This window comes from Tenacibaculum sp. A30 (assembly GCF_051200845.1).
Taxonomy (GTDB): Bacteria; Bacteroidota; Bacteroidia; order Flavobacteriales; family Flavobacteriaceae; genus Polaribacter.
The window spans coordinates 650,571-675,541 of record NZ_CP195160.1 but is presented as its reverse complement, the minus strand read 5'-3'; the positions used below and the strand labels follow the sequence as shown (position 1 = coordinate 675,541).

25 protein-coding genes and 1 pseudogene are annotated in these 24,971 nt (G+C 32.3%); 18 read left to right on the top strand and 8 right to left on the bottom strand.

Annotated features, from left to right (window positions below):
• Position 1: 1 nt before the first annotated feature.
• From ACR9ES_RS03165 to ACR9ES_RS03155, 3 genes are read right to left on the bottom strand one after another with little or no spacing between them, the layout of a single operon-like run.
• Positions 2 to 1,075: a hypothetical protein gene (locus ACR9ES_RS03165; RefSeq protein ID WP_435255062.1), complete on the bottom strand. Its 1,074-nt coding sequence runs from the start codon at positions 1,073 to 1,075 to the stop codon at positions 2 to 4.
• Positions 1,062 to 1,592, bottom strand: a complete 531-nt coding sequence (locus tag ACR9ES_RS03160) for a hypothetical protein (RefSeq protein WP_435255061.1) — start codon at positions 1,590 to 1,592, stop codon at positions 1,062 to 1,064. The genes ACR9ES_RS03165 and ACR9ES_RS03160 overlap by 14 nt, the downstream gene beginning before the upstream one ends.
• Positions 1,582 to 2,157 (bottom strand): RNA polymerase sigma factor, encoded by a 576-nt coding sequence (locus tag ACR9ES_RS03155; RefSeq protein WP_435255060.1) that lies wholly within the window; start codon positions 2,155 to 2,157, stop codon positions 1,582 to 1,584. The genes ACR9ES_RS03160 and ACR9ES_RS03155 overlap by 11 nt, the downstream gene beginning before the upstream one ends.
• A 189-nt stretch (positions 2,158 to 2,346) precedes the next feature.
• On the opposite strand from ACR9ES_RS03155, the gene ACR9ES_RS03150 reads away from it, so the two are divergent.
• The 12 genes from ACR9ES_RS03150 to ACR9ES_RS03095 all read left to right on the top strand — a co-directional run bounded on the left by ACR9ES_RS03150 (position 2,347) and on the right by ACR9ES_RS03095 (position 15,986).
• The gene (locus tag ACR9ES_RS03150; RefSeq protein ID WP_028892520.1) at positions 2,347 to 3,204 is read left to right on the top strand and encodes a hydroxymethylglutaryl-CoA lyase; all 858 of its coding nucleotides are present in this window, start codon (positions 2,347 to 2,349) and stop codon (positions 3,202 to 3,204) included.
• A gap of 6 nt (positions 3,205 to 3,210) precedes the next feature.
• A complete protein-coding gene (locus ACR9ES_RS03145; protein WP_435255059.1) occupies positions 3,211 to 4,017 on the top strand; it encodes a hypothetical protein in 807 nt (268 codons plus the stop codon).
• 37 nt (positions 4,018 to 4,054) lie between these two features.
• Positions 4,055 to 5,608: a bifunctional metallophosphatase/5'-nucleotidase gene (locus ACR9ES_RS03140; protein ID WP_435255058.1), complete on the top strand. Its 1,554-nt coding sequence runs from the start codon at positions 4,055 to 4,057 to the stop codon at positions 5,606 to 5,608.
• A 143-nt stretch (positions 5,609 to 5,751) separates the two neighbouring features.
• The gene (locus ACR9ES_RS03135; RefSeq protein WP_299011501.1) at positions 5,752 to 6,948 is read left to right on the top strand and encodes a porin; all 1,197 of its coding nucleotides are present in this window, start codon (positions 5,752 to 5,754) and stop codon (positions 6,946 to 6,948) included.
• 98 nt (positions 6,949 to 7,046) lie between these two features.
• Positions 7,047 to 7,583: an FMN-binding protein gene (locus ACR9ES_RS03130; RefSeq protein WP_435255057.1), complete on the top strand. Its 537-nt coding sequence runs from the start codon at positions 7,047 to 7,049 to the stop codon at positions 7,581 to 7,583.
• On the top strand, positions 7,584 to 8,078 hold the full coding sequence (locus ACR9ES_RS03125; RefSeq protein WP_435255056.1) for a hypothetical protein: 495 nt from the start codon (positions 7,584 to 7,586) through the stop codon (positions 8,076 to 8,078).
• 77 nt (positions 8,079 to 8,155) lie between these two features.
• Positions 8,156 to 9,631, top strand: coding sequence for an IMP dehydrogenase (guaB, locus tag ACR9ES_RS03120; protein WP_274634144.1), 1,476 nt, complete (start codon positions 8,156 to 8,158; stop codon positions 9,629 to 9,631).
• Between the two features lie 116 nt (positions 9,632 to 9,747).
• Complete coding sequence (locus ACR9ES_RS03115) at positions 9,748 to 11,604, top strand: DNA topoisomerase IV subunit B (protein ID WP_435255055.1); 1,857 nt, start codon at positions 9,748 to 9,750, stop codon at positions 11,602 to 11,604.
• A 1-nt stretch (position 11,605) separates the two neighbouring features.
• The gene (locus ACR9ES_RS03110; protein WP_435255054.1) at positions 11,606 to 11,803 is read left to right on the top strand and encodes a hypothetical protein; all 198 of its coding nucleotides are present in this window, start codon (positions 11,606 to 11,608) and stop codon (positions 11,801 to 11,803) included.
• Positions 11,804 to 11,972: 169 nt separating this feature from the next.
• Positions 11,973 to 12,191 carry a hypothetical protein gene (locus ACR9ES_RS03105; protein ID WP_435255053.1) on the top strand — a complete coding sequence of 73 codons (219 nt, stop codon included), beginning with the start codon at positions 11,973 to 11,975 and terminating at the stop codon, positions 12,189 to 12,191.
• Between the two features lie 217 nt (positions 12,192 to 12,408).
• A complete protein-coding gene (locus ACR9ES_RS03100) occupies positions 12,409 to 15,120 on the top strand; it encodes a DNA gyrase/topoisomerase IV subunit A (protein WP_435255052.1) in 2,712 nt (903 codons plus the stop codon).
• Positions 15,120 to 15,986 carry a mechanosensitive ion channel family protein gene (locus tag ACR9ES_RS03095; RefSeq protein WP_435255051.1) on the top strand — a complete coding sequence of 289 codons (867 nt, stop codon included), beginning with the start codon at positions 15,120 to 15,122 and terminating at the stop codon, positions 15,984 to 15,986. Before ACR9ES_RS03100 ends, ACR9ES_RS03095 begins: the two co-directional genes overlap by 1 nt.
• A 255-nt stretch (positions 15,987 to 16,241) precedes the next feature.
• On the opposite strand, the gene ACR9ES_RS03090 is transcribed toward ACR9ES_RS03095, so the two are convergent.
• Together ACR9ES_RS03090 and ACR9ES_RS03085 are read right to left on the bottom strand one after the other, a co-directional pair.
• Positions 16,242 to 16,553, bottom strand: a complete 312-nt coding sequence (locus ACR9ES_RS03090; protein WP_435255050.1) for a DUF6787 family protein — start codon at positions 16,551 to 16,553, stop codon at positions 16,242 to 16,244.
• Between the two features lie 83 nt (positions 16,554 to 16,636).
• Positions 16,637 to 17,287: a DUF937 domain-containing protein gene (locus tag ACR9ES_RS03085; protein ID WP_435255049.1), complete on the bottom strand. Its 651-nt coding sequence runs from the start codon at positions 17,285 to 17,287 to the stop codon at positions 16,637 to 16,639.
• A 122-nt stretch (positions 17,288 to 17,409) separates the two neighbouring features.
• Here ACR9ES_RS03085 and ACR9ES_RS03080 point away from each other — a divergent pair.
• From ACR9ES_RS03080 to ACR9ES_RS03055, 6 genes and pseudogenes are all read left to right on the top strand, one after another.
• A pseudogene (locus tag ACR9ES_RS03080) lies at positions 17,410 to 18,736 on the top strand (dicarboxylate/amino acid:cation symporter).
• Positions 18,737 to 18,800: 64 nt separating this feature from the next.
• Entirely contained in the window at positions 18,801 to 19,832 is a 1,032-nt protein-coding gene (gene gshB / locus ACR9ES_RS03075) for a glutathione synthase (protein ID WP_435255048.1), read from the top strand.
• On the top strand, positions 19,822 to 20,670 hold the full coding sequence (locus tag ACR9ES_RS03070) for a sulfurtransferase (RefSeq protein WP_435255047.1): 849 nt from the start codon (positions 19,822 to 19,824) through the stop codon (positions 20,668 to 20,670). Before gshB ends, ACR9ES_RS03070 begins: the two co-directional genes overlap by 11 nt.
• Complete coding sequence (locus ACR9ES_RS03065) at positions 20,670 to 21,500, top strand: N-formylglutamate amidohydrolase (protein ID WP_435255620.1); 831 nt, start codon at positions 20,670 to 20,672, stop codon at positions 21,498 to 21,500. The genes ACR9ES_RS03070 and ACR9ES_RS03065 overlap by 1 nt, the downstream gene beginning before the upstream one ends.
• A 25-nt stretch (positions 21,501 to 21,525) precedes the next feature.
• On the top strand, positions 21,526 to 22,683 hold the full coding sequence (locus ACR9ES_RS03060) for a flavohemoglobin expression-modulating QEGLA motif protein (RefSeq protein ID WP_435255046.1): 1,158 nt from the start codon (positions 21,526 to 21,528) through the stop codon (positions 22,681 to 22,683).
• Positions 22,684 to 22,688: 5 nt separating this feature from the next.
• Positions 22,689 to 22,916 (top strand): hypothetical protein, encoded by a 228-nt coding sequence (locus tag ACR9ES_RS03055; protein ID WP_435255045.1) that lies wholly within the window; start codon positions 22,689 to 22,691, stop codon positions 22,914 to 22,916.
• Positions 22,917 to 22,942: 26 nt separating this feature from the next.
• Here the strand turns inward: ACR9ES_RS03055 and ACR9ES_RS03050 are convergent, their stop codons facing one another.
• The 3 genes from ACR9ES_RS03050 to ACR9ES_RS03040 are packed head-to-tail and all read right to left on the bottom strand — an operon-like array spanning position 22,943 to position 24,772.
• Positions 22,943 to 23,455, bottom strand: coding sequence for a hypothetical protein (locus ACR9ES_RS03050; protein ID WP_274634133.1), 513 nt, complete (start codon positions 23,453 to 23,455; stop codon positions 22,943 to 22,945).
• Complete coding sequence (locus ACR9ES_RS03045) at positions 23,445 to 24,158, bottom strand: DUF3307 domain-containing protein (RefSeq protein ID WP_435255044.1); 714 nt, start codon at positions 24,156 to 24,158, stop codon at positions 23,445 to 23,447. The genes ACR9ES_RS03050 and ACR9ES_RS03045 overlap by 11 nt, the downstream gene beginning before the upstream one ends.
• Complete coding sequence (locus tag ACR9ES_RS03040; protein ID WP_435255043.1) at positions 24,155 to 24,772, bottom strand: SatD family protein; 618 nt, start codon at positions 24,770 to 24,772, stop codon at positions 24,155 to 24,157. The genes ACR9ES_RS03045 and ACR9ES_RS03040 overlap by 4 nt, the downstream gene beginning before the upstream one ends.
• Positions 24,773 to 24,971 lie beyond the last annotated feature (199 nt).

Genomic DNA, 24,971 nt, shown 5'->3' with positions numbered 1-24,971 from the left:
GTTAATCATTTAGTTTTAAAGAAACACCACCATAGTTAGATTTAATGGTGATCTTTGAATTCGAATTTCCTTTACCAAAAGTACCTTCATAGTATTTTTTAGATGTTTTTTTGATGCTTTTGTATAGCTCTACATTGTTATCAGGATAGCCAAAACTAGCATAAGATAAGTCGATGTTGAAATTAAAGTTATTATTGCTGTTGGTTCCTAATTTAATACTAGCATAGTTTCCGTCAATAGTAATGTTATCAAATCCTTTAGCAATGTTTTGAACTTTAATTCCGCCATAATCGCTATTAATTTTCAAGTTCTTTTTAAGTGTACCTACTTTAACACTAGCATAATCAGAATTTCCAGTTAAGTTAGAAATTTCTTCTACAGAAATACTTCCATAATCGCTATTAAATGTAACATCTGTAGCTAGGTCAATCTTTATGGTTGAATAGTCTGCACTTACTTTTAAGTTGTTAGATTTTCTAATGTTTAATTTTGAATAATCAACATTAAGATTTCCTGATTTCATGTAATTGATTTCAGAAGTACCGCAATAATCTAAGCTAATATTATTGTTGCTGTTTAACAGTTGATCGATTTGAATTTTACCATAATCACAGTTAATATTCGATTTTCCTTCAAGTTCATCTAATAAATAAATGTCTCCATACTTATTGTGTAAGTCAGCATTGTTAGTAATAGGCATTCTTACAGAATAATTAATTTTATAATTGGTGTTATTGCTTCCCCACCAAGACCAAGAAGATTTACTTTTTTCTATAATTGTTCTAGCTTCTACTAAATTAGAAGTAGCTTCAAACTGAATATCAATGTCTTTTAGTTTACGTTCAACACTTGAAAGATCATCACCTTTTACAGTTATTTTAACATTGATTTCGATACGATTTTCATTCCATGTAGTTACGTTTACATTTCCATACTTGTTGTTAATGTATAGGGTAGCGTTTTTGTTAACGTTAAACGTTTTGCTAATGTTCTTACTTTTTTCGTGTTTTCTATCGTTAGCGATAAGAACGGTAGGAATAAGTAAGAATAAGAAAAGTAGTTTATATAATTTCATCGTCTAATAATTCTAATTTTGCTGGGTTTTGTAATTGCTCTAACTGTAAAAGAAGCCTTTCTAACACATCTAATCGTTGTTGATAATTTTGTATCATTTCTCGGATGATTTGATGTTTGTTTTCTTTTTTAGAAAGCTCTTTTTCAAGAGAGTTGTATTGGTCTTCTAATTCTTCAATTTCATTTAAAGAATCTTCAATAACTGTTTCGGTATCTAAATTTCTATATTGTTCAACTTCTTTTAGCTCTTGATTAAGAGTTGTAACAAAAAAGTTTTGAGCCTCAGCCATTTTAGGTGATACATCGGCTAGAGTATACGTTTTTTGTTGTTGGTAATTACCAAGATAAAAACCTAATATTAATACAGTTGATGCCGCTATACTCATCCAGAAAATTGAAGGTTTTTTATTTCTCTTCGGGTTTTTTAGTTTACGCTGAAAACGTTCTAAATGTCCTTGATGAGGTTCAAAAACATCGAAATCATTTTCTTTAAAAAATTGATGTAATTTATCCTCCATATCCTTGTGTTTTATTAGTATCGTTAACCAATACTTGTTTTAATTTCTTTTTAGCTCTTGATATTGTTGTGCGCACATTTTCATTAGTATAATTCAATATCTGAGCTATTTCTTCATAATCATAGCCTTCAATTAAGTTCAAAGTCAATACAATTCTGTAATTATCTTTCAAACTTTGCAAACAACTTAATACTCTTTGTACTTCAAGTGAGCTATAATCTATTTCAACTTCTTCGATTTCATAATTAGGAATCACATCTATTTTAACTTCATCATATCGAGTTACCTTTTTTAGTTGGGTTAAACTTTTATTAATAACGATTCGCTTTAACCAAGCACCAAAAGTAACTTCTCCCTTAAAAGAATTTAATTTTGTAAAAGCAGTTAAAAATGCTTCTTGAATTAAATCTTCAGCCTCGAACTCGTCTTTTAAAATACGATACGATGTGTTATACATAGCTTTATAATAGCTTTGATACACCTGCATTTGTGCAGTGCTATCGTTTTTCTTACAGCGTTCGATTAGTTGGTTGATATGTGTTTTCTGCGACTCCAATGAAATCATTCTATACAAGAGACAATTCAACTTTTAAATTGTGACAGTTTGTTTCAATAAAAATAGATTTTTTTAAGATTCTAGCTTTTTTTATATGTATTTTATTGATAGTTAAATGGTTGGTGGTATGTTTTTTTATTGAAGTTGCGTAAGTAATGCTAAGTAAAAAAATGAATCAAAATATGTATATTTGACACAATGGTTAACAGTGTTAAAATTATTGAATGCCCAAGAGATGCAATGCAAGGAATTAAAAGTCATTTTATTCCTACAGAGGCCAAGGCAAAATACATCAACTCACTGTTAAAGGTGGGGTTTGATACGATAGATTTTGGAAGTTTTGTATCACCAAAAGCAATACCTCAAATGAGAGATACCGCAGAGGTTTTGTCAAAATTAGATTTATCATCTACTACAAGTAAACTTTTAGCTATTATAGCTAACGTACGTGGTGCAAATGATGCATCACAGTTTGAAGAAATTGATTATTTAGGATACCCTTTCTCAATTTCTGAAAACTTTCAAATGCGTAATACACATAAAACAATAGAACAATCTATTGATACGTTAAAAGAAGTTTTAACGATAGCTAATAGAACAAATAAAGAAGTAGTAGCGTATTTATCGATGGGGTTTGGGAATCCATATGGTGATCCTTGGAACGTGGAGATTGTAGGTGAGTGGACAGAGAAACTTTCTAACTTAGGTGTTAAGATATTATCTTTGTCAGATACCATTGGAAGTTCAACACCTGAAGATATAGATTATTTATTTTCAAACTTAATACCTAGTTATCCTCAAATAGAATTCGGAGCACATCTTCATACAACTCCAACAAAATGGCACGAAAAAGTAGATAGTGCTTTTAAAGCAGGTTGTAGACGCTTTGATGGAGCTATAAAAGGTTATGGAGGCTGCCCAATGGCAAAAGATGAATTGACAGGTAATATGCCTACAGAGAAATTACTGTCGTATTTTACCGCAAATAAAGTTGAAACCAATATAAAACCAATGAGTTTTGAAAGTGCCTATAATAAAGCACTTGAAGTTTTTTAAAAGATTATGAAATTAATACATATTATTTTTCTTTTTTTCTTTTTTTCAGCCTTTTCTCAAGCTACAGATAGTGAAAGAATAGGTACATGGAGTGTGAAAAATGGAGAGATAATACGAAATAGATCTAAAAACGATCAACTGGCAATTTATTATTGGAATGAATTTAATAGAATTTTTCCTCAAGAGTTAACCAAAAAATACATCAAGCGAATTGTTTTAATGACGGATGGACTTGATGAAAAAACAGGAGCTTTGGTGGCCTTGAGTTCAAAAAATGACAAATGGCAACTAGAAATAGACGTTAATGATGTTAACTTTTATTCTAAAGATAAAAAAAGACTTCACGAGTCTGTTTACACTTTAGTGCACGAATTCGGACATTTACTTACCTTAAACAGAACACAAATACGCCCTACCGATAAAAAGCTACAAGACGAAGGTGAGTTGTATTTAACTCTCGAAGGAGAAGCATATAAAAATAGTTACATAAATAGGTTTGTTAATTTGTTTTGGAAAGGAGCATTGTTAAATCGTTGGGATGTAATTCAGCGTAAGTATTGTTATACCGAAGCGAATTGTGTTGAAAAATTATATGATTTGTATTTAAACAATCGTACAGAATTTTTAACAGATTATGCTGCCGAAAGCCCAGAAGAAGATATTGTAGAAAGCTGGACGGCTTTTGTATTAAGGCCAAAGATTAAAAAACCTAGAACGATCGCACATAAGAAAATCAACTTCTTTTACGAATTTCCAGAACTGGTAGAATACAGAAGAATGATTCGACAAAACACACGCCAATATCTTCATTAGAATTTGTAAATTTGGTTTCTTTTTAAAGTAAAATCAAATGAAACAGATTAGAATCCTTTTAGTACTTTTTATCACCTTATTTATAGTTAGTTGTAATACAAATAAAAAAACGGCTAACACTTCAACAAATAAATATCAGTTTACAAAAGATGCTGATAAAACGTACTTTACAATTCTTCAATTAAACGATGTATATGAAATAGCTCCAATACAAGGAGGTAAATATGGTGGAATGGCTAGGGTAGAAACTGTACATCAAGATTTACTTAAAGAAAACGAGCAAACAATGTTAGTGTTGGCAGGAGACTTTTTATCGCCTTCTTTAATAGGAACCATGAGTCATAATGGTGAACGTGTTAGAGGTAAGCAAATGGTAGAAGTAATGAATGCAATGAATTTTGATGTGGTTGCTTTTGGTAATCATGAATTCGATTTAAGTTACACACATTTACAAGCTAGATTGAATGAAAGTAATTTTGAATGGATTTCGGCTAACGTTTTACATAATATAAATGGTGAACATTCGTATTTTCATAAAACTATTGATGGAGAAAAGCAAAGTTTAAAAGATTCTTACATAAAAGAATTTGTAAATCCAGACGGTACAAAGTTAAAAGTAGGTTTAATAAGTGTTTGTATTCCATCTAACCCTAAGAGTTATGTACACTATGGCGATATGTACGAAGAAATAAAACGTGCATATAATGAAATTAAAGATAATGTAGATATAGTTATCGGTTTAACTCATGCTTCGTTAACGCAAGACAAAGAGATTGCAAAATTATTACCTAATGTACCTTTAATAATGGGAGGACATGAACACACAAACAGCTACGATAAAGTAGGAGAGGTAGTAATTGCGAAAGCCGATGCAAATGCTAAAACGGCTTATATTCATAGGTTTGAATATGATCCAGCAACTAAGAAAACTCAATTTAAGTCAGAGTTAAAAGAGATTAATGACTCGATAGCTTCAAATAAAAAAGTACAAGATGTAGTTGATAAATGGCAGGTTGTTTTGCAAAATAAAATTCAAGAAGTAGTTTCTAATCCTTATGAAGTTTTATATACTGCTAAAGAACCACTAGATGCAAGAGAAAGTACTATTAGAAGTGTTCAAACCAATATGGGAAAGATTATAGCAGAGTCTATGAGTTTAGCTTACAATAATGAAGTTGACTGTGCATTAGTAAATGGAGGTTCTGTTAGAATAGACGATGTATTAGCAGGAGATGTAAACGCTGTGGATATTTTTAGAGTTTTGCCTTATGGAGGCGAGGTTTTAAAAGTAGAAATTAAAGGAAGTTTATTGAAAGAAGTATTAGACTTTGGAGAAGCAGCTTCAGGAACAGGAGCTTATTTACAACGATTCAATGCTAAGAAAGAAAATGAAGAATGGATACTTAAAAATGGTAAACTTGAAGAAGATAAAGTCTATACAGTTGCCTTTTCAGACTATTTGTTAAGAGGACTTGACATACCTATGCTTTCAGACAAAAGCGAAGGAGTTATAAGTATTTATACCCCTAAAAAAGAAGAAATAGCATACGACATACGTAAAGCTGTTGTTAATCTTTTTAAAGTAGAGTAGGCTTAATTTATTGTATGTTAAGTGAATACTAAAAACTGTTAAATTTTATTTAAAATAAATCTTAATAAAATTTGTTAGATTGATTATCTCTACTAATTTTGCGGTCGTAAAACAAAATTAGTTTAAAATTAATCTAAATAAAAATGAAAAAAGTATTTTTCGGTTTATTAGCAGGAGTATCATTATTTGCAACAGCGCAAACGGCTCCAACAGATAGTATTCCAACTAACCCGCAAACTCAGCAGAATGCTGCGCAACGTCTTTTATCTTCAAACTTAAGTCAACAAGGACTTACAGTTGGGGGGTATGCAGAAGCACATTTAAACAGAGCTACTGGTGAAAACGCTAAACTAGATGTTCATAGATTAGTAATGCTTTTCGGATACAAGTTTAATGAAAGAACTCAATTCGTAACAGAAATTGAATTTGAACACGTAAAAGAAGTATATGTAGAGCAGGCTTTCTTACAATATACAATTGCTGATAACGTAAACTTACGCGCAGGTTTAATGTTAGTACCAATGGGTATTGTTAATGAATACCACGAACCAACTACCTTTAACGGAGTAGAAAGACCAAGTATGGATAAATCTATCGTTCCATCTACATGGAGAGAATTAGGTTTAGGGGTTTCAGGTAAATGGGATGCAGCTTCTTTACGTTACCAAGCTTATATGTTTAACGGATTCAAATCTGAAAACGACGGTAAGTTTTTAGGAGGAAAAGACGGATTCCGTAGTGGACGTCAAAAAGGAGCAGAATCTATGATGAACAATATCAATGTTTCTGGTAAAGTAGATTATTACGGATTACCAGGTTTACGTTTAGGTTTATCAGGATACTTTGGAAGAACACAATCTGAAAACGATGTAGAAGATTTAGAAGGAGCTGATGTAGGAATTGCTATGGTTGGTTTAGATGCTCGTTATGCGTACCAACGTTTTACAGCACGCGGTCAGTTTATCCATGCTAGTATATCAGATGCTAAAGAATACAATGACTTTTATGAGTACACTAATGGAGATGGAGAAATTGTTCGTCCAGATTTAGGAAGCGCATTACAAGGCTGGTATTTAGAAGCAGCATATAACTTATTACCACAAGATAAAAAGCAACAATTACATGCTTTTGCACGTTACGAAGATTACAATACACACGCATCTGTAGCTGAAGGAACTGTTAAAAACTTAGCTTACGATCGTGATGAGTGGACGTTTGGGTTAACGTATAAAGTAGCACCAGGAGCTGCATTTAAAGCAGATTATCAACTTAAAAATGATGCTGTATCAGGTAGCCAAACAATTAAGCAATTAAACTTAGGTTTCGGAGTTTGGTTCTAACCTAACTAGAAACATATCAAATAAAAAAACGAATCAAATTATGTTAATATGGTTCGTTTTTTGTTTTTTATTTAGACTAATTCCAATATTTTTGTAACATGAGAAAACAACTATTATTTCCTTTAGTACTGTTCGTAGCTTCTTTTAGCTTGCTGTCGTTTGTCATTCCTAAAAATGTACAAAAAAAAGTAACTAAAGAAATAACTAAAACCTTTGAGATAGAGACTTTCAATTTAGAGGAAATAAAGATTTCAAAAAATGTAAACGATTTATTAGTTCGAAAAATTGAAGAGGATAAGCTTTTTAAAATTCATGTAAAGAACGAACTAATAGGGTATGCTTATGTAGATAAAGCTCCGAGTAAAACAGATGAGTTTGATTATTTAATTTTATTAGATAAAAACTTAATCATAGTAAAAACTAAAATATTGATTTACCGCGAAGATTATGGCGGAGAAATAGGAAGTAAGCGTTGGTTAAAACAATTTAACGGAAAAACTTCTACAGATGTCTTACAATACGAAAAAGATATAATGGCAATTTCAGGAGCAACAATTTCAGCTTCTTCAATGACTATTGCGGTAAATACATTTCTTCAAAATTTAGCAGTTCTTCATCAAAATAAGGTATTATAAATGCAAGTACACGGAGTTATTCATCAGTTTCCTAGAGAAATAAAATTTTTAATAATTGTTTTTGTAGCCACGTTAAGTATAGGCTATTTTGGTGGACTTTCATTTGTAAATGATACTACCAATGCGAGTTCTAAAGGAATTCAAGAGCGTTATTTAGGAAACGAAGACGATGAAGAGGCTACCAAAATGATGTTTAAAAAATCTGAAGGAGAAATAAAAACATTGGTGCACAACCATATATTATCAATTTCAGTAATTTTCTTTTTATTGGCAATTATTTTATCTACAACAAGTATTGGAATGAAACTTAAATTATTTTTAATGATTGAGCCTTTTGTTTCGGTAGTTTGTACTTTCGGTGGTATTTATTTAATGTGGACAGGTATTACGTGGATGAAATACATAGTAATGGTTTCTGGCTTTTTTATGACAGCTACATACATACTCTCTTCATTCTTTATTATAAAGTCGATTTTAGTACCAAAAAAAGACTAACGTTAAATTAACCGATATTATATATTTTGTAGTATATTTGCATGCAATTAATTAACAACACACTAAATTGATTGCATATGCAAGCTCATCAAAATAAAATATTAGGTGAAGGATTAACGTACGACGACGTTTTATTAGTTCCTGCCTACTCAGAAGTACTTCCAAGAGAAGTTTCAATCCAAACAAAATTTACAAGAAACATAACAATCAATGTCCCTATAGTGTCTGCAGCAATGGATACTGTAACCGAATCTGCTATGGCAATTGCTATTGCAAGAGAAGGAGGAATAGGCGTGTTGCATAAAAACATGACAATAGAGCAACAAGCTCTTGAGGTTCGCAAAGTTAAACGTGCAGAAAGTGGTATGATTATCGATCCGATAACCTTATCATTAACTTCAATTGTGTTAGATGCAAAACAAGCAATGCGTGAGCATAAAATTGGAGGAATTCCTATTGTTGATGAAGGAGGAAAGTTAGTAGGAATCGTAACTAACCGTGATTTACGTTTCGAAAAAAATAACGAGCGTCCTATCGTAGAAGTAATGACTTCGGAAAATTTAGTAACTGTTGCTGAAGGAACTTCGTTAAAAGACGCAGAAGTAATTTTACAAGAAAATAAAATTGAAAAATTACCTGTTGTTAATGATGATGATAAATTAGTAGGGTTAATTACCTTTAGAGATATTACCAAATTAACACAAAAACCAATTGCTAATAAAGATTCTTACGGGCGTTTACGAGTAGCTGCAGCGTTAGGTGTAACGCACGATGCTGTTGATAGAGCAGAAGCGTTGGTAAAAGCAGGTGTTGATGCTGTAATTATTGATACTGCTCACGGACATACCAAAGGAGTGGTTTCAGTATTAAAAGAAGTAAAGGCTAAATTCCCAACATTAGATGTTGTTGTAGGTAACATTGCAACACCAGAAGCCGCTAAATATTTAGTTGAAGCAGGAGCAGATGCTGTAAAAGTAGGAATTGGACCAGGATCTATCTGTACTACTCGTGTAGTAGCAGGTGTTGGTTTTCCTCAGTTTTCAGCAGTGTTAGAAGTTGCAGAAGCTATTAAAGGAAGTGGAGTTCCTGTAATTGCAGATGGAGGTATTCGTTATACAGGTGATATCCCTAAAGCAATCGCAGCAGGAGCTGATAGTGTAATGTTAGGATCATTATTAGCAGGAACTAAAGAATCTCCAGGAGAAACTATTATTTACGACGGAAGAAAATTCAAATCATATCGTGGAATGGGATCTGTTGAAGCAATGAAGCAAGGTTCAAAAGACCGTTATTTCCAAGATGTAGAAGATGATATCAAAAAATTAGTTCCAGAAGGAATTGTAGGACGTGTACCGTACAAAGGAGAATTACAAGAAAGTATTCACCAGTTTGTTGGAGGTTTACGTGCAGGAATGGGATACTGTGGAGCAAAAGATATTAATACGTTAAAAGAAACAGGAAGATTTGTTCGTATTACTGCAAGCGGTATCAACGAAAGTCACCCACACGATGTAGCAATTACTAAAGAAGCGCCTAATTACAGTAGAAGATAATTCTGGCAAAATAATCGCAATAAAACTCAAACTCTGTTAATAATTAAATTAACAGAGTTTTTTGTTTTTACGTTGTAAACACTATTTTAGCAAAGACTTCAATTTCCTTTATTTTTATGACTCAAGAAACAAAATATACCGAAGATAATATTCGCTCGCTCGATTGGAAAGAACATATCCGTATGCGTCCTGGGATGTATATTGGTAAATTAGGAGACGGTTCTTCACCCGACGATGGTATTTATATTTTGGTTAAAGAAGTGCTCGATAACTCTATAGATGAGTTTGTTATGGGTACAGGAAAAACGATTGAAGTTTCGGTACAGGGCGATAAAGTAATTGTACGCGATTACGGTCGTGGTATTCCGTTAGGAAAAGTTGTCGATGTAGTATCGAAAATGAATACTGGAGGTAAGTACGATTCGCGTGCCTTTAAAAAATCGGTAGGATTAAACGGAGTAGGTACCAAAGCGGTAAACGCCTTGTCTACTTACTTCAGAGTTGAGTCTACTCGTGATGGTAAATCAGCAGCAGCAGAGTTTGAAAAAGGAAATTTAACGAATGAAGAATTTCTTGAAGAAACATCGCGTCGTAGAGGTACCAAAGTAACCTTTATTGCAGACGAAACCATTTTTAAGAACTACAAGTATCGTCCAGAGTATATTATAAAATTACTGAAAAACTATGTATATCTAAATCCAGGACTAACCATCGTTTTTAACGGTGAAAAGTTTTATTCAGAAAACGGATTAAAAGATTTATTGGAAGACAACAACAATCAAGATGATATGTTGTATCCGATAATTCATTTACGCGGTGATGATATTGAGATTGCGATGACACACAGTAAAACGCAATATTCAGAAGAGTATCACTCGTTTGTAAATGGTCAAAACACCACACAAGGTGGTACACACTTAAATGCTTTTAGAGAAGCAGTAGTAAAAACAGTACGTGAGTTCTTTGGAAAGAATTTTGATGCATCAGATGTTCGTAAATCTATCATTGCAGCCATTTCTGTTAAAGTGATGGAACCTGTTTTTGAAAGTCAGACGAAAACTAAATTAGGATCTACTGAAATGGGAGGTGATTTACCAACCGTTCGTACCTATATCAATGATTTTGTAAAAACACAGTTAGATAACTTTTTACATAAGAATACCGAGATAGCCGATAAGCTTCAGAAAAAGATATTACAGGCTGAAAAAGAACGTAAAGAATTATCAGGAATTCGAAAATTAGCTCGTGAACGTGCTAAAAAAGCGAGTTTACACAACAAAAAATTACGTGATTGCCGTATTCACTTTGGAGATACCAAAAAAGATGGATATTTAGATACAACCCTATTTATTACCGAGGGAGATTCGGCAAGTGGATCGATTACTAAATCACGTAATGTAAATACCCAAGCAGTATTCAGTTTAAAAGGAAAACCCTTAAATTCGTATGGATTGTCTAAAAAAATTGTGTATGAAAATGAGGAGTTTAACTTGTTACAAGCTGCTTTAAATATTGAAGACGGACTAGAAGATTTACGATACAACAATATTGTAATTGCTACCGATGCCGATGTAGACGGGATGCATATTCGTTTGTTATTAATAACCTTCTTTTTACAGTTCTTTCCAGAAGTTATCAAAGAAGGGCATTTATATATTTTAGAAACGCCACTATTTAGAGTTCGAAATAAAAAGGAAACAATTTATTGTTATTCAGAAGAAGAAAAGCAAGCTGCAATTGATAAGCTAAGAGGAAAACCAGAAATAACTCGATTTAAGGGATTAGGGGAGATTTCTCCTAACGAATTTGTTCATTTCATTGGTGATGATATTCGTTTAGATCCCGTAATGTTAGATAAAGAAATGTCGATAGAACAGATGTTAGAGTTTTATATGGGTAAAAACACTCCAGACAGACAAAAATTTATCATCAATAACCTAAAAGTAGAGTTAGACTTAGTAGAAGAAAATTAATATGAAAAAGTTAAGAATAGTAATTTTAATTGCGGCATTAATACTATTGGTTGTGAATGTTTTAGAAATCGATTTAGGTAAGTTAACTAATTTAGAGGTTAATTTAAATCCATATTTAGGTGCGTTATCAATGGCGTTAGTTTCACTATCAATGATACTATCAATCAAATCGTCTAAAAATAAAGAGGAGAATAGTTAAATGAAAAGCTTAAAATAGAAATATGGTTTATCTAGTTGGTTTTATCATTTTTTTATTACTCTTTTCTATTGATTTTAAAGATTTAACTGCTGAGGGTAATTTTGCATCATATATAGGAATTATAGGATTGTCTGTTTTTATTATTTTAAAATTGAAAAAATAAAACTAAATGAAAAGCGTAGGAAAAATTTTTGATGCTATGTCGATCCTTTTTGGAGTCATCTTAATTGGATGGTTTACACAAATTGATTACAGTAACTTAAGTTTCAATAATAACTTATCTCCGTACTTAGGAATCATTTCTGCTGTTTTATTCATCTTTGTGATGCAGTTTACAAAAAAACATCAGGTAAATAAACAGCTTGTAATTAAGAACAAGAAAAAATAATGGATAGAAATAGAAGAGCTAGAATATATTTATTAATAGCATTTTCAATTTTTTTTGTCAACGTATTTAATGTTGATTTTGATAATTTAAATTGGGAGGCAAATAGGGCGTCTTATATCAATATGATAGTTGCAGCCTTAGTTTTTATAGCTATTTTTTTACTAATTAAGAAGAAACAAAAGAACTCTTAAACGAATAAACGTTTAAACATTCATATATGAGTGAAGAAAACAACAATTACGAACACGACGAAGAATTAGATCAACCTATTGAAAGTACTGAAACCATTACCAAGGTAACCGGTATGTATAAAGAATGGTTTTTAGATTATGCTTCGTATGTAATTTTAGAACGTGCAGTACCATCGATTGAAGACGGATTCAAACCCGTACAACGTCGTATTATGCATTCGATGAAAGATTTAGACGATGGTCGTTACAATAAAGTAGCGAACATTGTTGGGCATACCATGCAGTATCACCCGCATGGAGATGCTTCTATTGCCGATGCAATGGTACAAATGGGACAGAAAGAATTGCTGATTGATATGCAAGGTAACTGGGGTAATATTCTTACAGGAGACCGTGCTGCAGCTTCTCGTTATATCGAAGCACGTTTGTCTAAATTCGCTTTAGATGTTGTTTTCAACGCCAAAACTACCGAATGGCAAGCATCGTACGATGGGCGTAAAAAAGAACCCGTAAACTTACCTGTAAAGTTTCCATTGTTATTAGCACAAGGAGCAGAAGGTATTGCCGTTGGTTTATCAACGAAAATTCTTCCACATAACTTTAATGAGTTGATAGATGCTTCTGTTAAATATTTAAAAGGAAGAAGTTTTACCATTGTTCCTGATTTTTTAACTGGAGGTATCGTTGATGTAACTGATTATAAAGACGGAAAAAGAGGAGGGAAAATTCGTGTACGTGCTAAAATATCAGCGCTAGATAAAAAAACACTGGTAATTACCGAAATTCCATTTGGTACTACTACCTCTTCGTTAATTGATAGTATTTTAAAAGCGAATGATAAAGGTAAAATCAAGATTAAAAAGATAGAAGATAATACGGCTGCTGAGGTAGAAATCTTAGTACATCTTCCACCTAATGTATCTCCAGATAAAACGATTGATGCTTTATATGCTTTTACCAGTTGCGAAAACTCCATATCACCACTATGTTGTATTATTGAAGACAACAAACCTATTTTTATAGGCGTAAGTGAAATTTTAAGAAAGTCGACAGACTTTACAGTTGAATTACTCAAACGAGAGTTAGAAATTCAGTTACATGAGTTAGAAGAGCAATGGCACTTTGCTTCGTTAGAGCGTATATTTATTGAAAATAGAATTTATCGTGATATTGAAGAAGTTGAAACTTGGGAAGGTGTAATTGAAGCTATTGATAAAGGGTTGCAGCCGCACATCCAACATTTAAAACGTGAAGTAACTGAAGAAGATATCGTACGTTTAACAGAAATCCGAATTAAAAAGATTTCTAAGTTTGATATTGACAAGGCGAAACAATTTATTGAAAGTTTAGAAGAAAAAATAGCAGAGGTAAAGAATTACTTGGCAAACCTTATCGATTTTGCGATTGATTATTTTAAAGAATTAAAAACTAAATACGGTAAAGGAAGAGAACGTAAAACTGAAATCCGAATTTTTGATGACATCGTAGCTACTAAGGTAGTTATGCGTAACTCAAAGTTATATGTAAACAGAGAGGAAGGGTTTATAGGAACATCGTTGAAAAAAGACGAATATATTACTGATTGTGCAGATATTGACGATGTGATTGTGTTTAGAGAAGACGGGTCGATGATTGTAACCAAGGTTGATTCGAAGACTTTCGTAGGAAAAGGAATTATACACGTTGCAATTTTCAAAAAGAAAGATAAGCGTACTGTTTATAACATGATATATAGAGACGGAGCTAAAGGAGCTTCGTTTATGAAGCGTTTCAATGTAACATCGGTTACACGTGATAAAGAGTACAACTTAGCAAATGACGATTCTAAATCAAAAGTATTGTACTTCTCAGCAAACCCTAATGGAGAAGCGGAAGTAGTAACTATTTTACTGCGTGCTGTTGGAAGTATTAAAAAACTGAAATGGGATATTGATTTTGCTGATTTAGCGATAAAAGGTCGTAGTGTTCGTGGTAACCAAGTAACTAAATATGCGATTAAAAAGGTAGAATTTAAAGAAGCAGGAGTGTCTACTTTAAAACCACGTAAAATTTGGTTTGATGATACAGTTCAACGCTTAAATGTAGATGGAAGAGGTGAGTTGTTAGGAGAATTTAAAGCAGAAGATAAAATTTTAATAGCAACACAATCAGGAAAAATAAAAGCGGTAACTCCAGATTTGGCAATGCATTTCGAAGATGATATGATTGTTTTAGAAAAGTGGAAACCAAACAAACCGATTTCAGCAATTTATTTTGATGGAAATAAAGAACGTTATTTCGTAAAACGTTTTTTAATAGAAGCTCCTGATAAAGAAGAAATTTTCATTTCAGAACATGAAAAATCAAAGTTGCAAATCATTTCAACGGATTACCGACCAGTAGCTGAAGTAATTTTCTCAAAGCGTAGCTTAGAGAATGTCGAGGTGAATTTTGAAGAGTTTATAGCTGTTAAAGGGATTAAAGCTTTAGGAAATCAGTTAACTGCTGAAAAAATAAAAACGGTTAATCTCTTAGAATCTCTTCCGTATGAAGAACCAGAAGAAGAGAAAGTAGAAGATATTGAGGTAAACGAAGAGGAAGAAGTAGTTGAAGAGTCTTTAGTACTAGATGTAGATGTTCCTGAGATTAAAAAAGAATTTGAAGAGTCGAAAGATGATAAAGCCAAAAAAGCTTTAGAACGAGCGCTTCAAAAAAAGAAAAAAAGTAAAGACGACGAAAGTCAAACCGCATTATTTTAATGAGTGAATTAATACCATATCGTTTCAATTTAGATACTTTTTTTGGTGTTTTAGGTTACATTATAGTTGTTTTTCTAACCTCATGGCTTATGTCCAGATTAGTTAGAGCGATTATTTGGCGATTAATTAAAATCAAAAAAGAAGACCGTTTTGGTAGAACCAGTATTCAGTTTTTACGTAATTCGGTAACCTTTGTAATAGGGCTTTTAACTGTCATATATATTATTATGACAGTGCCTGCTTTTAGAAGCAAGGCAACGTTAATTTTTTCTGGAGCAGGTATTATTGCGGCGATTATAGGTTTTGCTGCACAAGCAGCGCTCTCTAATTTAATAGCGGGAGCGTTTATTGTTATTTTCCGTCCGTTTCGAGTAGGCGATTATATTAAGTTAGATGAAACTCGTGTTGGAATTGTTGAAGATATTACGCTACGTCATACAGTAATTAATAATTTTGAGAACAAAAGGTTAATTATACCAAACTCTGTAATTAGTACCGATTCTATTTTAAATCATACGATAGAAGATTCTCATATTCTAAGTTTTAATAACTTTAAATTAGGCTTAAAAGCAGATATAGATTTAGCGCGAAAGATTATACAAGAAGAAGCCGTAAAATTGCCTACGGTAATAGATTATCGAACGCCCGAGCAAGTAATGGCAGATGTAAACCAAGTAGATGTTCGTGTTATTGATATACATTCAGACCACATACATGTACGTGCTTACGTATGGTTAAACGAGCCTTTTCAGGAATTTAAAACAAAATGTAACCTAAAAGAAGCAGTACACAAGCGTTTCTTAAAAGAAGGAGTAGATTTGCCTATTCCAATCAATATAAATGAAATAATTAACAAAGTAGACTAAGTTTACTTTGTTAATAGATTTCAAAAGTTATAAAAAGCTTTTTATCAGAAGGTTTAGGAATTTCAGAAATTAAACCATAAATACCTTTGTCTAGTATTGCTTTTTGTAAAGTTTTCATACGAAATTAGGTTTTGTTAGTGATTCTATTAAAGAAAAGGGAACTAATAGAGGAGGTATTACAAATCTAATCGACGTACGAAGGTAAGAAATTATAAAAACAAAAATAAAGGTAAAATACTGATTATTAGGTTTTTTTTAGTTGTTTTTCTTGAAAAGAAATCCTAATCCAAGTCGACTTAAAAACTTCTTTTCAAAGTCCCAGAAAAAATTAAATTGACCAAAAACCCAACCTACTAAAGGCAAAGTAGTTTGATAAATAGGAAAAATAAGTAAAATTCTTAAAGGATAATACAACCAAGGAGACATGGTTTCTGGTGATAAACCAAGTAAGCCAGTAATAGGTTTAGCTACCCAAGCAGCAAAAGAACCGTTAATAGCAAATACAATAAAAATTGCAGCCAAAGACCAGTTATTGTCTACTCCCCAACGTTGTTTTAATTTTTCCATACAGTAATAATCGTGGCAAAAGTAATTAAAAGAAAAAGGGCAAACAAATGTTTGCCCTTTGATTCATCATTAAAAGAGAAAGTTTATTTTTTTCCAAAAACACCACCTAATAATCCGCCTAATAAACCACCTGATTTTTGTTGACTACTGCTAGCATTTCCTAATACCATTCCTGCTACATCATCAACAATACTACCGTCACCATCGGCATCTAAAATTTGTTCTAAGAAGCTTTGTTCTCTTTCGTTAGAGTTTCCTCCAAGCAAACCACCTAACAAACCTCCCAAGTCACCAGCGTTATTTACATTGGTTTCGCGTTTTTGTTTTCCTAATAGGCCTAATAAGATCGGAGCCGCAGTTTTTAAGATGTCTGCTACTGCGTTAGCATCAATACCTGCTTTTTGACCAATTACTTGTTCAACACCTTGTTGTTTGTTTCCTAAAACATGTCCTAAAATTTTACTTCCATCTTGTAAAACGTCTGAATTTACACCGCCGTTAAATAAATCACCAAGATTATCTAAAATTCCTCCATCATGCTTGTTTAATGCGCTCATTAATCCTTCTGCACCTTCAGAAGAAGAAGCATTACGTTGCATAGCTTTCATTAAAACAGGCAAAGCCATTGTTAATACACTGTTTGTTTTATCAGTATCTTGACCAGTAGATCCTGCTACACCAGAAACAATTGTTTTACCTAAGTCGCTGTTTAATAAGTCTAAAATTCCTGCCATTTTTAATTTTATAAGGTTAGTACTAAGTTCTTATTTTATGAGACACAAGTTACAAATTTGAGGTCACTTTTTTTTAAATATTTCTTTTTACCTTACAGCCTCAAAAAAAACGAACAGATTACATGAGGAAACTTGCACTACACTGGCAAATTTTAATAGGAATGATTTTAGGAATTTTATTTGGCTTAGCGATGACTTTCGTTGAAGGAGGAGCGTCATTTGTAGCTGACTGGATAAAGCCTTTAGGAACTATTTTTGTGAAATTATTAAAATTAATAGCAGTTCCATTAATTATAGCGTCTTTAGTAAAAGGGATATCAGATTTAAAAGATATTTCTAAATTTAAAAATATAGGTTTACGTACTATACTAAATATATATAGGTACTACGGTAATCGCTATAACGGTAGGGCTTATGTTGGTTAATATCGTACAACCAGGAAACGGAATTTCTGAAGAGACTATAGCAAAACTAACAGAAACCTATGCGAATAGCGGAGGAGTACAATCAAAAATAGCAGAAGCAAGCAAGCAAAAAGCAAGCGGACCTTTACAGTTTGTGGTAGATATGGTTCCTGATAATGCAATGCAGGCAATGAGTAACAACAAAGCGATGTTACAAGTAATTTTCTTTACCATTTTCTTAGGAATATCAATGTTGTTAATTGGAGAGAAGAAATCTAAACCATTAAAGAAGTTTTTCGATTCTTTAAATGAAGTTGTACTAAAAATGGTCGATTTAATTATGTTAACTGCTCCGTATGCAGTGTTTGCATTATTGGCTAACGTAGTAGTATCTTCAAATGATCCAGATTTATTATTAGCATTATTAAAATACGCATTAACTGTGGTAGGAGGATTATTATTACTTGTTGTTTTCTATATGATTTTAATAAGTGTATTTGTAAAAAAGAATCCATTTTGGTTTTTACAACAAATTAGTCCAGCGCAATTGTTAGCTTTTTCAACAAGTTCAAGTGCAGCAACGTTACCAGTAACAATGGAGCGTGTTGAAGAACATGTGGGAGTAGATAAAGAAGTGTCGAGTTTTGTATTACCCGTAGGAGCTACTATTAACATGGATGGAACGAGTTTATATCAAGCAGTAGCAGCGGTATTTATTGCGCAGGCTTTGAGTTTCGATTTAACTTTTGGGGATCAATTAACCATTATACTAACGGCTTTATTGGCTTCTATAGGTTCTGCAGCAGTACCAGGAGCGGGTATGGTAATGCTAGTTATTGTATTAGAGTCTGTAGGTTTTCCAGCAGATAAATTAGCAATTGGTTTAGCGTTAATTTTTGCTGTAGATAGACCTTTAGATATGTGTAGAACAGTAATTAATGTTACGGGAGATGCTACAGTATCTACTTTGGTGGCAAAATCTGTAGGAAAATTAGGGAAACCACATCCTAAAAATTGGGATGATCATTATGATGAAGTAAAGTAAAATTGAAAGATTACTTATAGATAGAATAATAATTAAAGAAGAAAGAATAAACAAATCAGGCTAAATGAATATTTGTTTTTTAATGTATCCTTGGGAGGAAATAAATCCTGAAAAAGATTCAACATTAACGTTGATACATGAATGTGCAAAAAGAGGGCATGGAGTAGCAATATGTACACCATCTAACTTAACAATACGAAATAGCGTAACCAATGCGTTTTGTACCATTGTTGGAAGAATGGATAAAGTACCAGTAAGTATAAAATCATACTATAAAAAAGCAACAACAAGAGAAGAAATGCTTCCTTTAGCAGGGTTTGATGCTATTTTCATGAGAGCAAATCCACCGTTAGATCCGCTAATGTTGAATTTTTTAGATTCAGTAAAAGATGATGTTTTTATCATTAACTCGGTTCAAGGAATGCGTGAAGCAAATAACAAGTTGTATACTGCTGTTTTTGAAGACCCAAACAATGAGATAATTCCTGTAACACATGTTTCTAAAAACAAAGATTATTTAATTAATATCATTGAAGAATCTGAGTCAGATAAAATGATTCTAAAACCGTTGAACGGGTACGGGGGTTCAGGTGTAATTTTGATAGAAAAGTCGGCAATGGGTAATATTAATTCGTTATTAGATTTTTATATCAATAAAAGTGATGGATCTTCTGATTATGTTATTCTTCAAGATTATATTGAAGGAGCCGATCAAGGTGATGTGCGTATTTTATTGTTAAACGGATTACCTATTGGAGCAATGAGACGTATTCCTGGAGATAAAGACCATCGTTCAAATATTACCGCTGGTGGTAGAGTTGAAAAGCATAAATTAACCAAAGCAGAAAAACTACTGTGTGATAAGATAGGTCCAAAGTTGGTTCAAGACGGACTATATTTTGTAGGAATTGATGTGATTGGAGGTAAACTAGTAGAGGTTAATGTGATGAGTCCAGGGGGTATTGTTTATATCAATAAAGTATCAAAAGTCAAGATTCAAGAAAAGGTAATTGACTTTTTAGAAAGTAAGATATTAGAAAAAAATGCAGCATTCAGAAGAATGACTGATTTAAAACGTAAAGTAGATGATGCTTAAAGTAATTACACCTCTTGTTTCAGTTGAATGGCTGCAAGAGAATTTAGAGGCAGAAAATCTAATTATTTTAGATGCTACAATTCCTAAAGTAGGAGCAATAAAAGACGTTATAAAAGAAAAACAGCAAATCAAAAATGCTGTTTTCTTTGATTTAAAGAATGTTTTTTTAGATGCTGAAGGAGAGTATCCGAATACAATTCCTTCGGAAGATCACTTTGAAAAAGAAGCTCAAAAAATAGGCATAAACAACGATAGCTGTATTGTAGTTTATGATGATTTAGGTGTGTATTCATCACCTAGAGTTTGGTGGCTGTTTAAAGCTTTCGGATTTACAAATATTACTGTTTTAAATGGAGGATTGCCTGCATGGGAAGCAGCAGGTTGTTCTGTAGAACTTCCAGCAAAAAAAGAAGTAGTAGAAGGAGATTTTACAGCAAAGTTTCAAAAAGAGTTGTTACGAGTAACTGAACAGATTTTAGAAGCTTCAAACAATAAAGATTTGATTGTTGATGCGCGTTCAGAAGGGCGTTTTTATGCTACTGAACCAGAACCAAGAGCTGATATGCGAGGAGGACATATTCCAAATTCGAAAAGTTTGCCTCACGGGAAATTACAGTCTGATGGAAAAATGAAATCAACAGAAGAACTTCAACAGTTATTTTCTGAAATAAACCCTAAAAATGAACACATGACCTTTTCTTGTGGTTCAGGAATTACAGCTTGTGTTTTAGCTTTGGGGGCAGAAGTTTCAGGATATACAAAGTATAGCGTGTATGATGGTTCTTGGACGGAGTGGGCAAGTAGGTTAGAGTTACCTGTTGAAAAAATAGTAGTATGATGGAAAAGCTTTCAATAACAGCAATTATAGAGAAGATTCAAAATGAAGAAATTTTTGAAGCCGTTTCTAGCGATTATTCATTTACCATAAAAATTGAAGAGTATGTTCCGTATGTATGCGGAGCGGTTCATGATGGGCATCAATTCAGACAAGAGTTGTGGGAGAACTGTATACATACCGAATACGAACGTTGGTATGAGGAAGATCCAGAAACCAAAACGATGGTGCAATCGCATCCAATTGTTATTGCAGGAATGGACTCTCGTTTTGAATACGATTTAAATCGTGCTCCAGAAACAGCTATTTATACTGACGCTTGGGGTAAACAGTTATGGCAAGAGTCACTTTCTGAAGAAATGAAAGCTAAAAGTTTAGCTAAACATGCTGATTTTTATAAGGTTGTTCATACATTGATTTCAAAAATTGAGGAGAAGTTTAGTACTTGCATCGTATATGATATGCATTCGTATAATTGGCAACGTTGGGAGAGAGAAGTACCAACTTGGAATTTAGGCACAGCAAATGTTGATAACAATCGTTTTGGTAATGAAATTGAAGGCTGGAGAAGTGTTTTAGAAAAAATGCCACTACCAAATAATATCAAATCAACGTCTAAAATCAATGATACTTTTCAAGGAAATGGATATTTCTTAAAGTATATCACGCAAAACTTCAATAATACTTTAGTATTGGCAACAGAAATAGCAAAAGTATATTGTGATGAATTAGTACAAATTACGTATCCAGAAGTGGTTAGTGCAGTAGAAAATTACTTAAAAAAGGAGTTGAAATTGCATGCACACTCATTTTATGAAACGCATAAAAAGTAAATTTGCAACCGCTTAATAAATTAGAATGAAAGAAATTAATGCTACTGCAGAAGCGATTGCTGATATAGACAAAAGAATAGACAAACTCGTTAAAAAAATAGAGTTATTACGTTACGTAAACCCTGTTAATATAGAGGAAGAAAAGCAACGTTTTTTTGAGTCGAAATACTTAACCGATCCTGTTTTTGAATACCCAAAAAGAGATTTTGACAAGTTTAAATTACATAGAGAGTTTTTTACACTTCCGTTAGAGTTGATAGAGGATGAAAAAATTCGTAATCTATATGAAGAGATCATTTATTACTACTCGGGAATTGTACAGTGTATTGAAACTGTAGGCGAAGGAAAAAAATTCTATTATAATAGTTTACGTTCCTTCGGAAAACCTACGGAACAAGATGTAGAGAATGCTAAGTTCATTCTTCATTTTGATGCTGAAGATACTTCCGAAGAAATATTTCAACCAGAATACTCTATAGAAGAAGCAGAAAAATTATTTAGAGAATACGGAAGTAGGTATGATTTTTCGTTCAATATAAAAGAGTCTGATACTATGGGTGCGATTGCTATGGTATTAAATAGTACGCAAACCTTAGTGCTAAACAGTAATCATACGTTTTCAAAAAATGAAATGGGTATTTTAACTAATCATGAAATCGGAGTGCATATGGTAACGACTATGAATGGTGTGTTGCATCCGTTAAAAATATTTTCTCATGGTTTTCCTAATAATGTTGAAACACAAGAAGGATTAGCTGTTTTTAGTGAATATATGTCGGGTAATTTAACGATTAAGCGCTTAAAAGAATTGGCATATCGTGTAATTGCTGTGAATAGTTTGGTAAAAGGATCTTCATTCTCTAAAACCTTCAGGTTATTACATAATAATTATGACTTAGAAAGAGAACAAGCGTTTTATATTACGACACGTATTCATAGAGGAGGCGGGTTTACAAAAGATTATCTATACTTAACAGGATTGAAAAAAATCTATGATTATTTCCATTCAGGTAAAGATTTAAGTGTGCTGTTAACAGGAAAAGTTTCGTTAGAATATGTTAATGATATTGAATACTTGATTAATAGAGGGTATGCAGAGCATGCAAAATATATTACGGATTCTTATGTGGCGAATTCAAATACCAATCCCAAAATTGATTTTATTCTAAATAATTTAAAATAAATATGATGAAGAAAAATATGCTACTAATAACCCTATTGTTTTTAACAATAGGTATTTTTGCGTATGATTCCGAAGTGAATAAAACGATAGTTAAAAACGGAATTGGTTTAGGAAGTGTAATTGCAGTGGTAATTTCTTGGGATAGAAATAAATCGATATTATTAGCAATTATACATGGAATGTTAAGTTGGTTGTATGTAATATATTACTTTTTTACAAGAGAAGATTCATAAAAAAAGCCTCCGTTAGGAGGCTTTTACTATATCAGTTTTTTTACTTCTTGTTTAAGAAAAGAAACGGCTGTGTTTGCAGGACTTTCTTCTTGTGAGTAATCTATGAGTACATTTTCACGCAAATCTTTTGCAGTACTTACGTTATCTGCTGTAGATCGAAGCTTTGCAATAATCGCCAGTTTAGCAGCTAAAACAGCTTTCCAACTATCTTCAGAAATATATAATTGTTGAACCAAGTTATGTTCAAATTCTTGCTCAATATTTCCTATTAAAAGTTGTAAATAGTTATCAGGATCATCTCCAATAGGGTTTACCCTCAATAATAATTTTGATGGATTAATACGTTCACAAAACAATAACATACGTTCGTATGCTTGTAGTTTTACAGGTAAACTTTCACGCTTTTTTTCAACCAAAGCGTTGAAGGTTTTTTCTTTGTTGTCTTGTTCTATAAAACGACCTAAAATAAGATAAGCTACACCACCAGTTACTAAAGCGGGTAAGGCATAGGCTAATCCTTCTATAATTTTATCTTCCATAATGCGAATATACGAGTCCTGTTAAAATTGCCAATCCAAAACTTAATAAAGTTCCGACAAGCACATACTCTGTTAATTTTCTATCTTTTGATGCGGTTAAATCTCCAAACCTGAATATTGATTTTGCTGCGAGTAAAAACCCAACTCCTGCCCATTGATTAATTGCTATAAACACAAAAACCAATAAACGTTCTAAAAATCCAATATATTTTCCTGCATTAGCTAACGATTGTTCTTCTGATTTATTATTTTTCTCAGGATTCCAACGTGAAATTAACGTGTTTATAATGATTGATGAGGTAAACGTAACAAAAAGCAAGCAGCAAGCTAAAAGTAAATTGTGTTCATTTACTATTGTTGAAAATTTAATAGCAAAAGGTTGAAAAATATAAGTGGCGATTCCTAAAAAAAGGAGATGGAAAGCTTGGTCTAAAAAGAAAAATAAGCGTTTGTTTTTCTTTTTCTGAAGATAAAGTTTGCCTAAGTCAACTATAAAATGAGAAATGATAACCAACAAGAAAATACCCCAATAATGTAAATTAAACTGTAATAAGATTAATAGCAAAACTGCATGAACTCCTATGTGAGCGTACAGTTTGGGTGATTTAATTTTCTTCTTTTCTTTGTCTTTTACCCAGTTTTTAGGTTGAAAAACAAAATCACCCAATAAATGAGCAACTAAAAGTTTTAAAAACAATATCATAAGTTGGTTAGTTTCTTATTCATAAGAGTTCTGTAACGTTTTTCTAACTTCATAATTTCATCAAAACCAGCACGTTTTCTTCGTTCGCTAGCACTACTTTCTGAAATGGCTAATTTTTTAGCAATCACTTTTTGAGTGCTATTAGGATTCTCTAAATACATGTTTACAAACTCAGCTGAATTTACAGTCCAATTGTCCATAATCAACAAGCTCAAACCTAAAGAAACTTCAAACTCTTCATTAATGTCTTTCCAAGGTGTTTTTAGAGCTAAATTTTGCTTTTTTAATAAATGATCAAAAGCGTATCCTGAATTAACAAAAGCTTCGCCATTAGCTTCTGTAATTTTTGAAGCCTCAAAATTTTTAGAGCCAATTCCAATAGCTAAACGAATATCTAAATCTTTTATTTTTTTAATAGCAGCTTTTAATTCAATTGCAAAAAGTAAAGCGTTAGCAATATGTTCAATTTCAATTTGAAAACTATCACCACGAAAAATTTCCCATGTTTTAGAAGTTTTTCCAATTTTGTTAAAGCTTTGCTTTAAAATTGGAAGCCATGTTTCAGCCAACACATCTCTAGAGTTTATGATATCTCCTGTTATTACACTTGTCATACCGCTAAATTTTAGTAAAAATAGTTTTTTATAATCACAAAACAAAACAATTCGGGTTTAAAAACGAATTTTAGTTTATTCGGTTATAAAGGCGAATTTTAAAATATTCGGTAAATGTGTCGAATTTTTTGAGAATAAAATTCGTGAATAAAAAATGGTTCAGAATCTTTAATAAACCTAAAAGAATGGTTAATTTTCC

What these genes read in the sequence shown, in the direction of transcription:
- ACR9ES_RS03135 (WP_299011501.1), top strand. Translation starts at nt 5,752, where the DNA reads ATGAAAAAAGTATTTTTCGGTTTATTAGCAGGAGTATCATTATTTGCA.
- ACR9ES_RS03060 (WP_435255046.1), top strand. Translation starts at nt 21,526, where the DNA reads ATGAAAGAAATTAATGCTACTGCAGAAGCGATTGCTGATATAGACAAA.
- ACR9ES_RS03095 (WP_435255051.1), top strand. Translation starts at nt 15,120, where the DNA reads ATGAGTGAATTAATACCATATCGTTTCAATTTAGATACTTTTTTTGGT.
- guaB (WP_274634144.1), top strand. Translation starts at nt 8,156, where the DNA reads ATGCAAGCTCATCAAAATAAAATATTAGGTGAAGGATTAACGTACGAC.
- ACR9ES_RS03065 (WP_435255620.1), top strand. Translation starts at nt 20,670, where the DNA reads ATGGAAAAGCTTTCAATAACAGCAATTATAGAGAAGATTCAAAATGAA.
- ACR9ES_RS03160 (WP_435255061.1), bottom strand. Translation starts at nt 1,592, where the DNA reads ATGGAGGATAAATTACATCAATTTTTTAAAGAAAATGATTTCGATGTT.
- ACR9ES_RS03150 (WP_028892520.1), top strand. Translation starts at nt 2,347, where the DNA reads ATGGTTAACAGTGTTAAAATTATTGAATGCCCAAGAGATGCAATGCAA.
- ACR9ES_RS03070 (WP_435255047.1), top strand. Translation starts at nt 19,822, where the DNA reads ATGATGCTTAAAGTAATTACACCTCTTGTTTCAGTTGAATGGCTGCAA.
- ACR9ES_RS03055 (WP_435255045.1), top strand. Translation starts at nt 22,689, where the DNA reads ATGAAGAAAAATATGCTACTAATAACCCTATTGTTTTTAACAATAGGT.
- ACR9ES_RS03140 (WP_435255058.1), top strand. Translation starts at nt 4,055, where the DNA reads ATGAAACAGATTAGAATCCTTTTAGTACTTTTTATCACCTTATTTATA.
- ACR9ES_RS03125 (WP_435255056.1), top strand. Translation starts at nt 7,584, where the DNA reads ATGCAAGTACACGGAGTTATTCATCAGTTTCCTAGAGAAATAAAATTT.
- ACR9ES_RS03085 (WP_435255049.1), bottom strand. Translation starts at nt 17,287, where the DNA reads ATGGCAGGAATTTTAGACTTATTAAACAGCGACTTAGGTAAAACAATT.
- ACR9ES_RS03145 (WP_435255059.1), top strand. Translation starts at nt 3,211, where the DNA reads ATGAAATTAATACATATTATTTTTCTTTTTTTCTTTTTTTCAGCCTTT.
- gshB (WP_435255048.1), top strand. Translation starts at nt 18,801, where the DNA reads ATGAATATTTGTTTTTTAATGTATCCTTGGGAGGAAATAAATCCTGAA.
- ACR9ES_RS03110 (WP_435255054.1), top strand. Translation starts at nt 11,606, where the DNA reads ATGAAAAAGTTAAGAATAGTAATTTTAATTGCGGCATTAATACTATTG.
- ACR9ES_RS03115 (WP_435255055.1), top strand. Translation starts at nt 9,748, where the DNA reads ATGACTCAAGAAACAAAATATACCGAAGATAATATTCGCTCGCTCGAT.
- ACR9ES_RS03090 (WP_435255050.1), bottom strand. Translation starts at nt 16,553, where the DNA reads ATGGAAAAATTAAAACAACGTTGGGGAGTAGACAATAACTGGTCTTTG.
- ACR9ES_RS03040 (WP_435255043.1), bottom strand. Translation starts at nt 24,772, where the DNA reads ATGACAAGTGTAATAACAGGAGATATCATAAACTCTAGAGATGTGTTG.
- ACR9ES_RS03050 (WP_274634133.1), bottom strand. Translation starts at nt 23,455, where the DNA reads ATGGAAGATAAAATTATAGAAGGATTAGCCTATGCCTTACCCGCTTTA.
- ACR9ES_RS03155 (WP_435255060.1), bottom strand. Translation starts at nt 2,157, where the DNA reads ATGATTTCATTGGAGTCGCAGAAAACACATATCAACCAACTAATCGAA.
- ACR9ES_RS03165 (WP_435255062.1), bottom strand. Translation starts at nt 1,075, where the DNA reads ATGAAATTATATAAACTACTTTTCTTATTCTTACTTATTCCTACCGTT.
- ACR9ES_RS03130 (WP_435255057.1), top strand. Translation starts at nt 7,047, where the DNA reads ATGAGAAAACAACTATTATTTCCTTTAGTACTGTTCGTAGCTTCTTTT.
- ACR9ES_RS03105 (WP_435255053.1), top strand. Translation starts at nt 11,973, where the DNA reads ATGAAAAGCGTAGGAAAAATTTTTGATGCTATGTCGATCCTTTTTGGA.
- ACR9ES_RS03045 (WP_435255044.1), bottom strand. Translation starts at nt 24,158, where the DNA reads ATGATATTGTTTTTAAAACTTTTAGTTGCTCATTTATTGGGTGATTTT.
- ACR9ES_RS03100 (WP_435255052.1), top strand. Translation starts at nt 12,409, where the DNA reads ATGAGTGAAGAAAACAACAATTACGAACACGACGAAGAATTAGATCAA.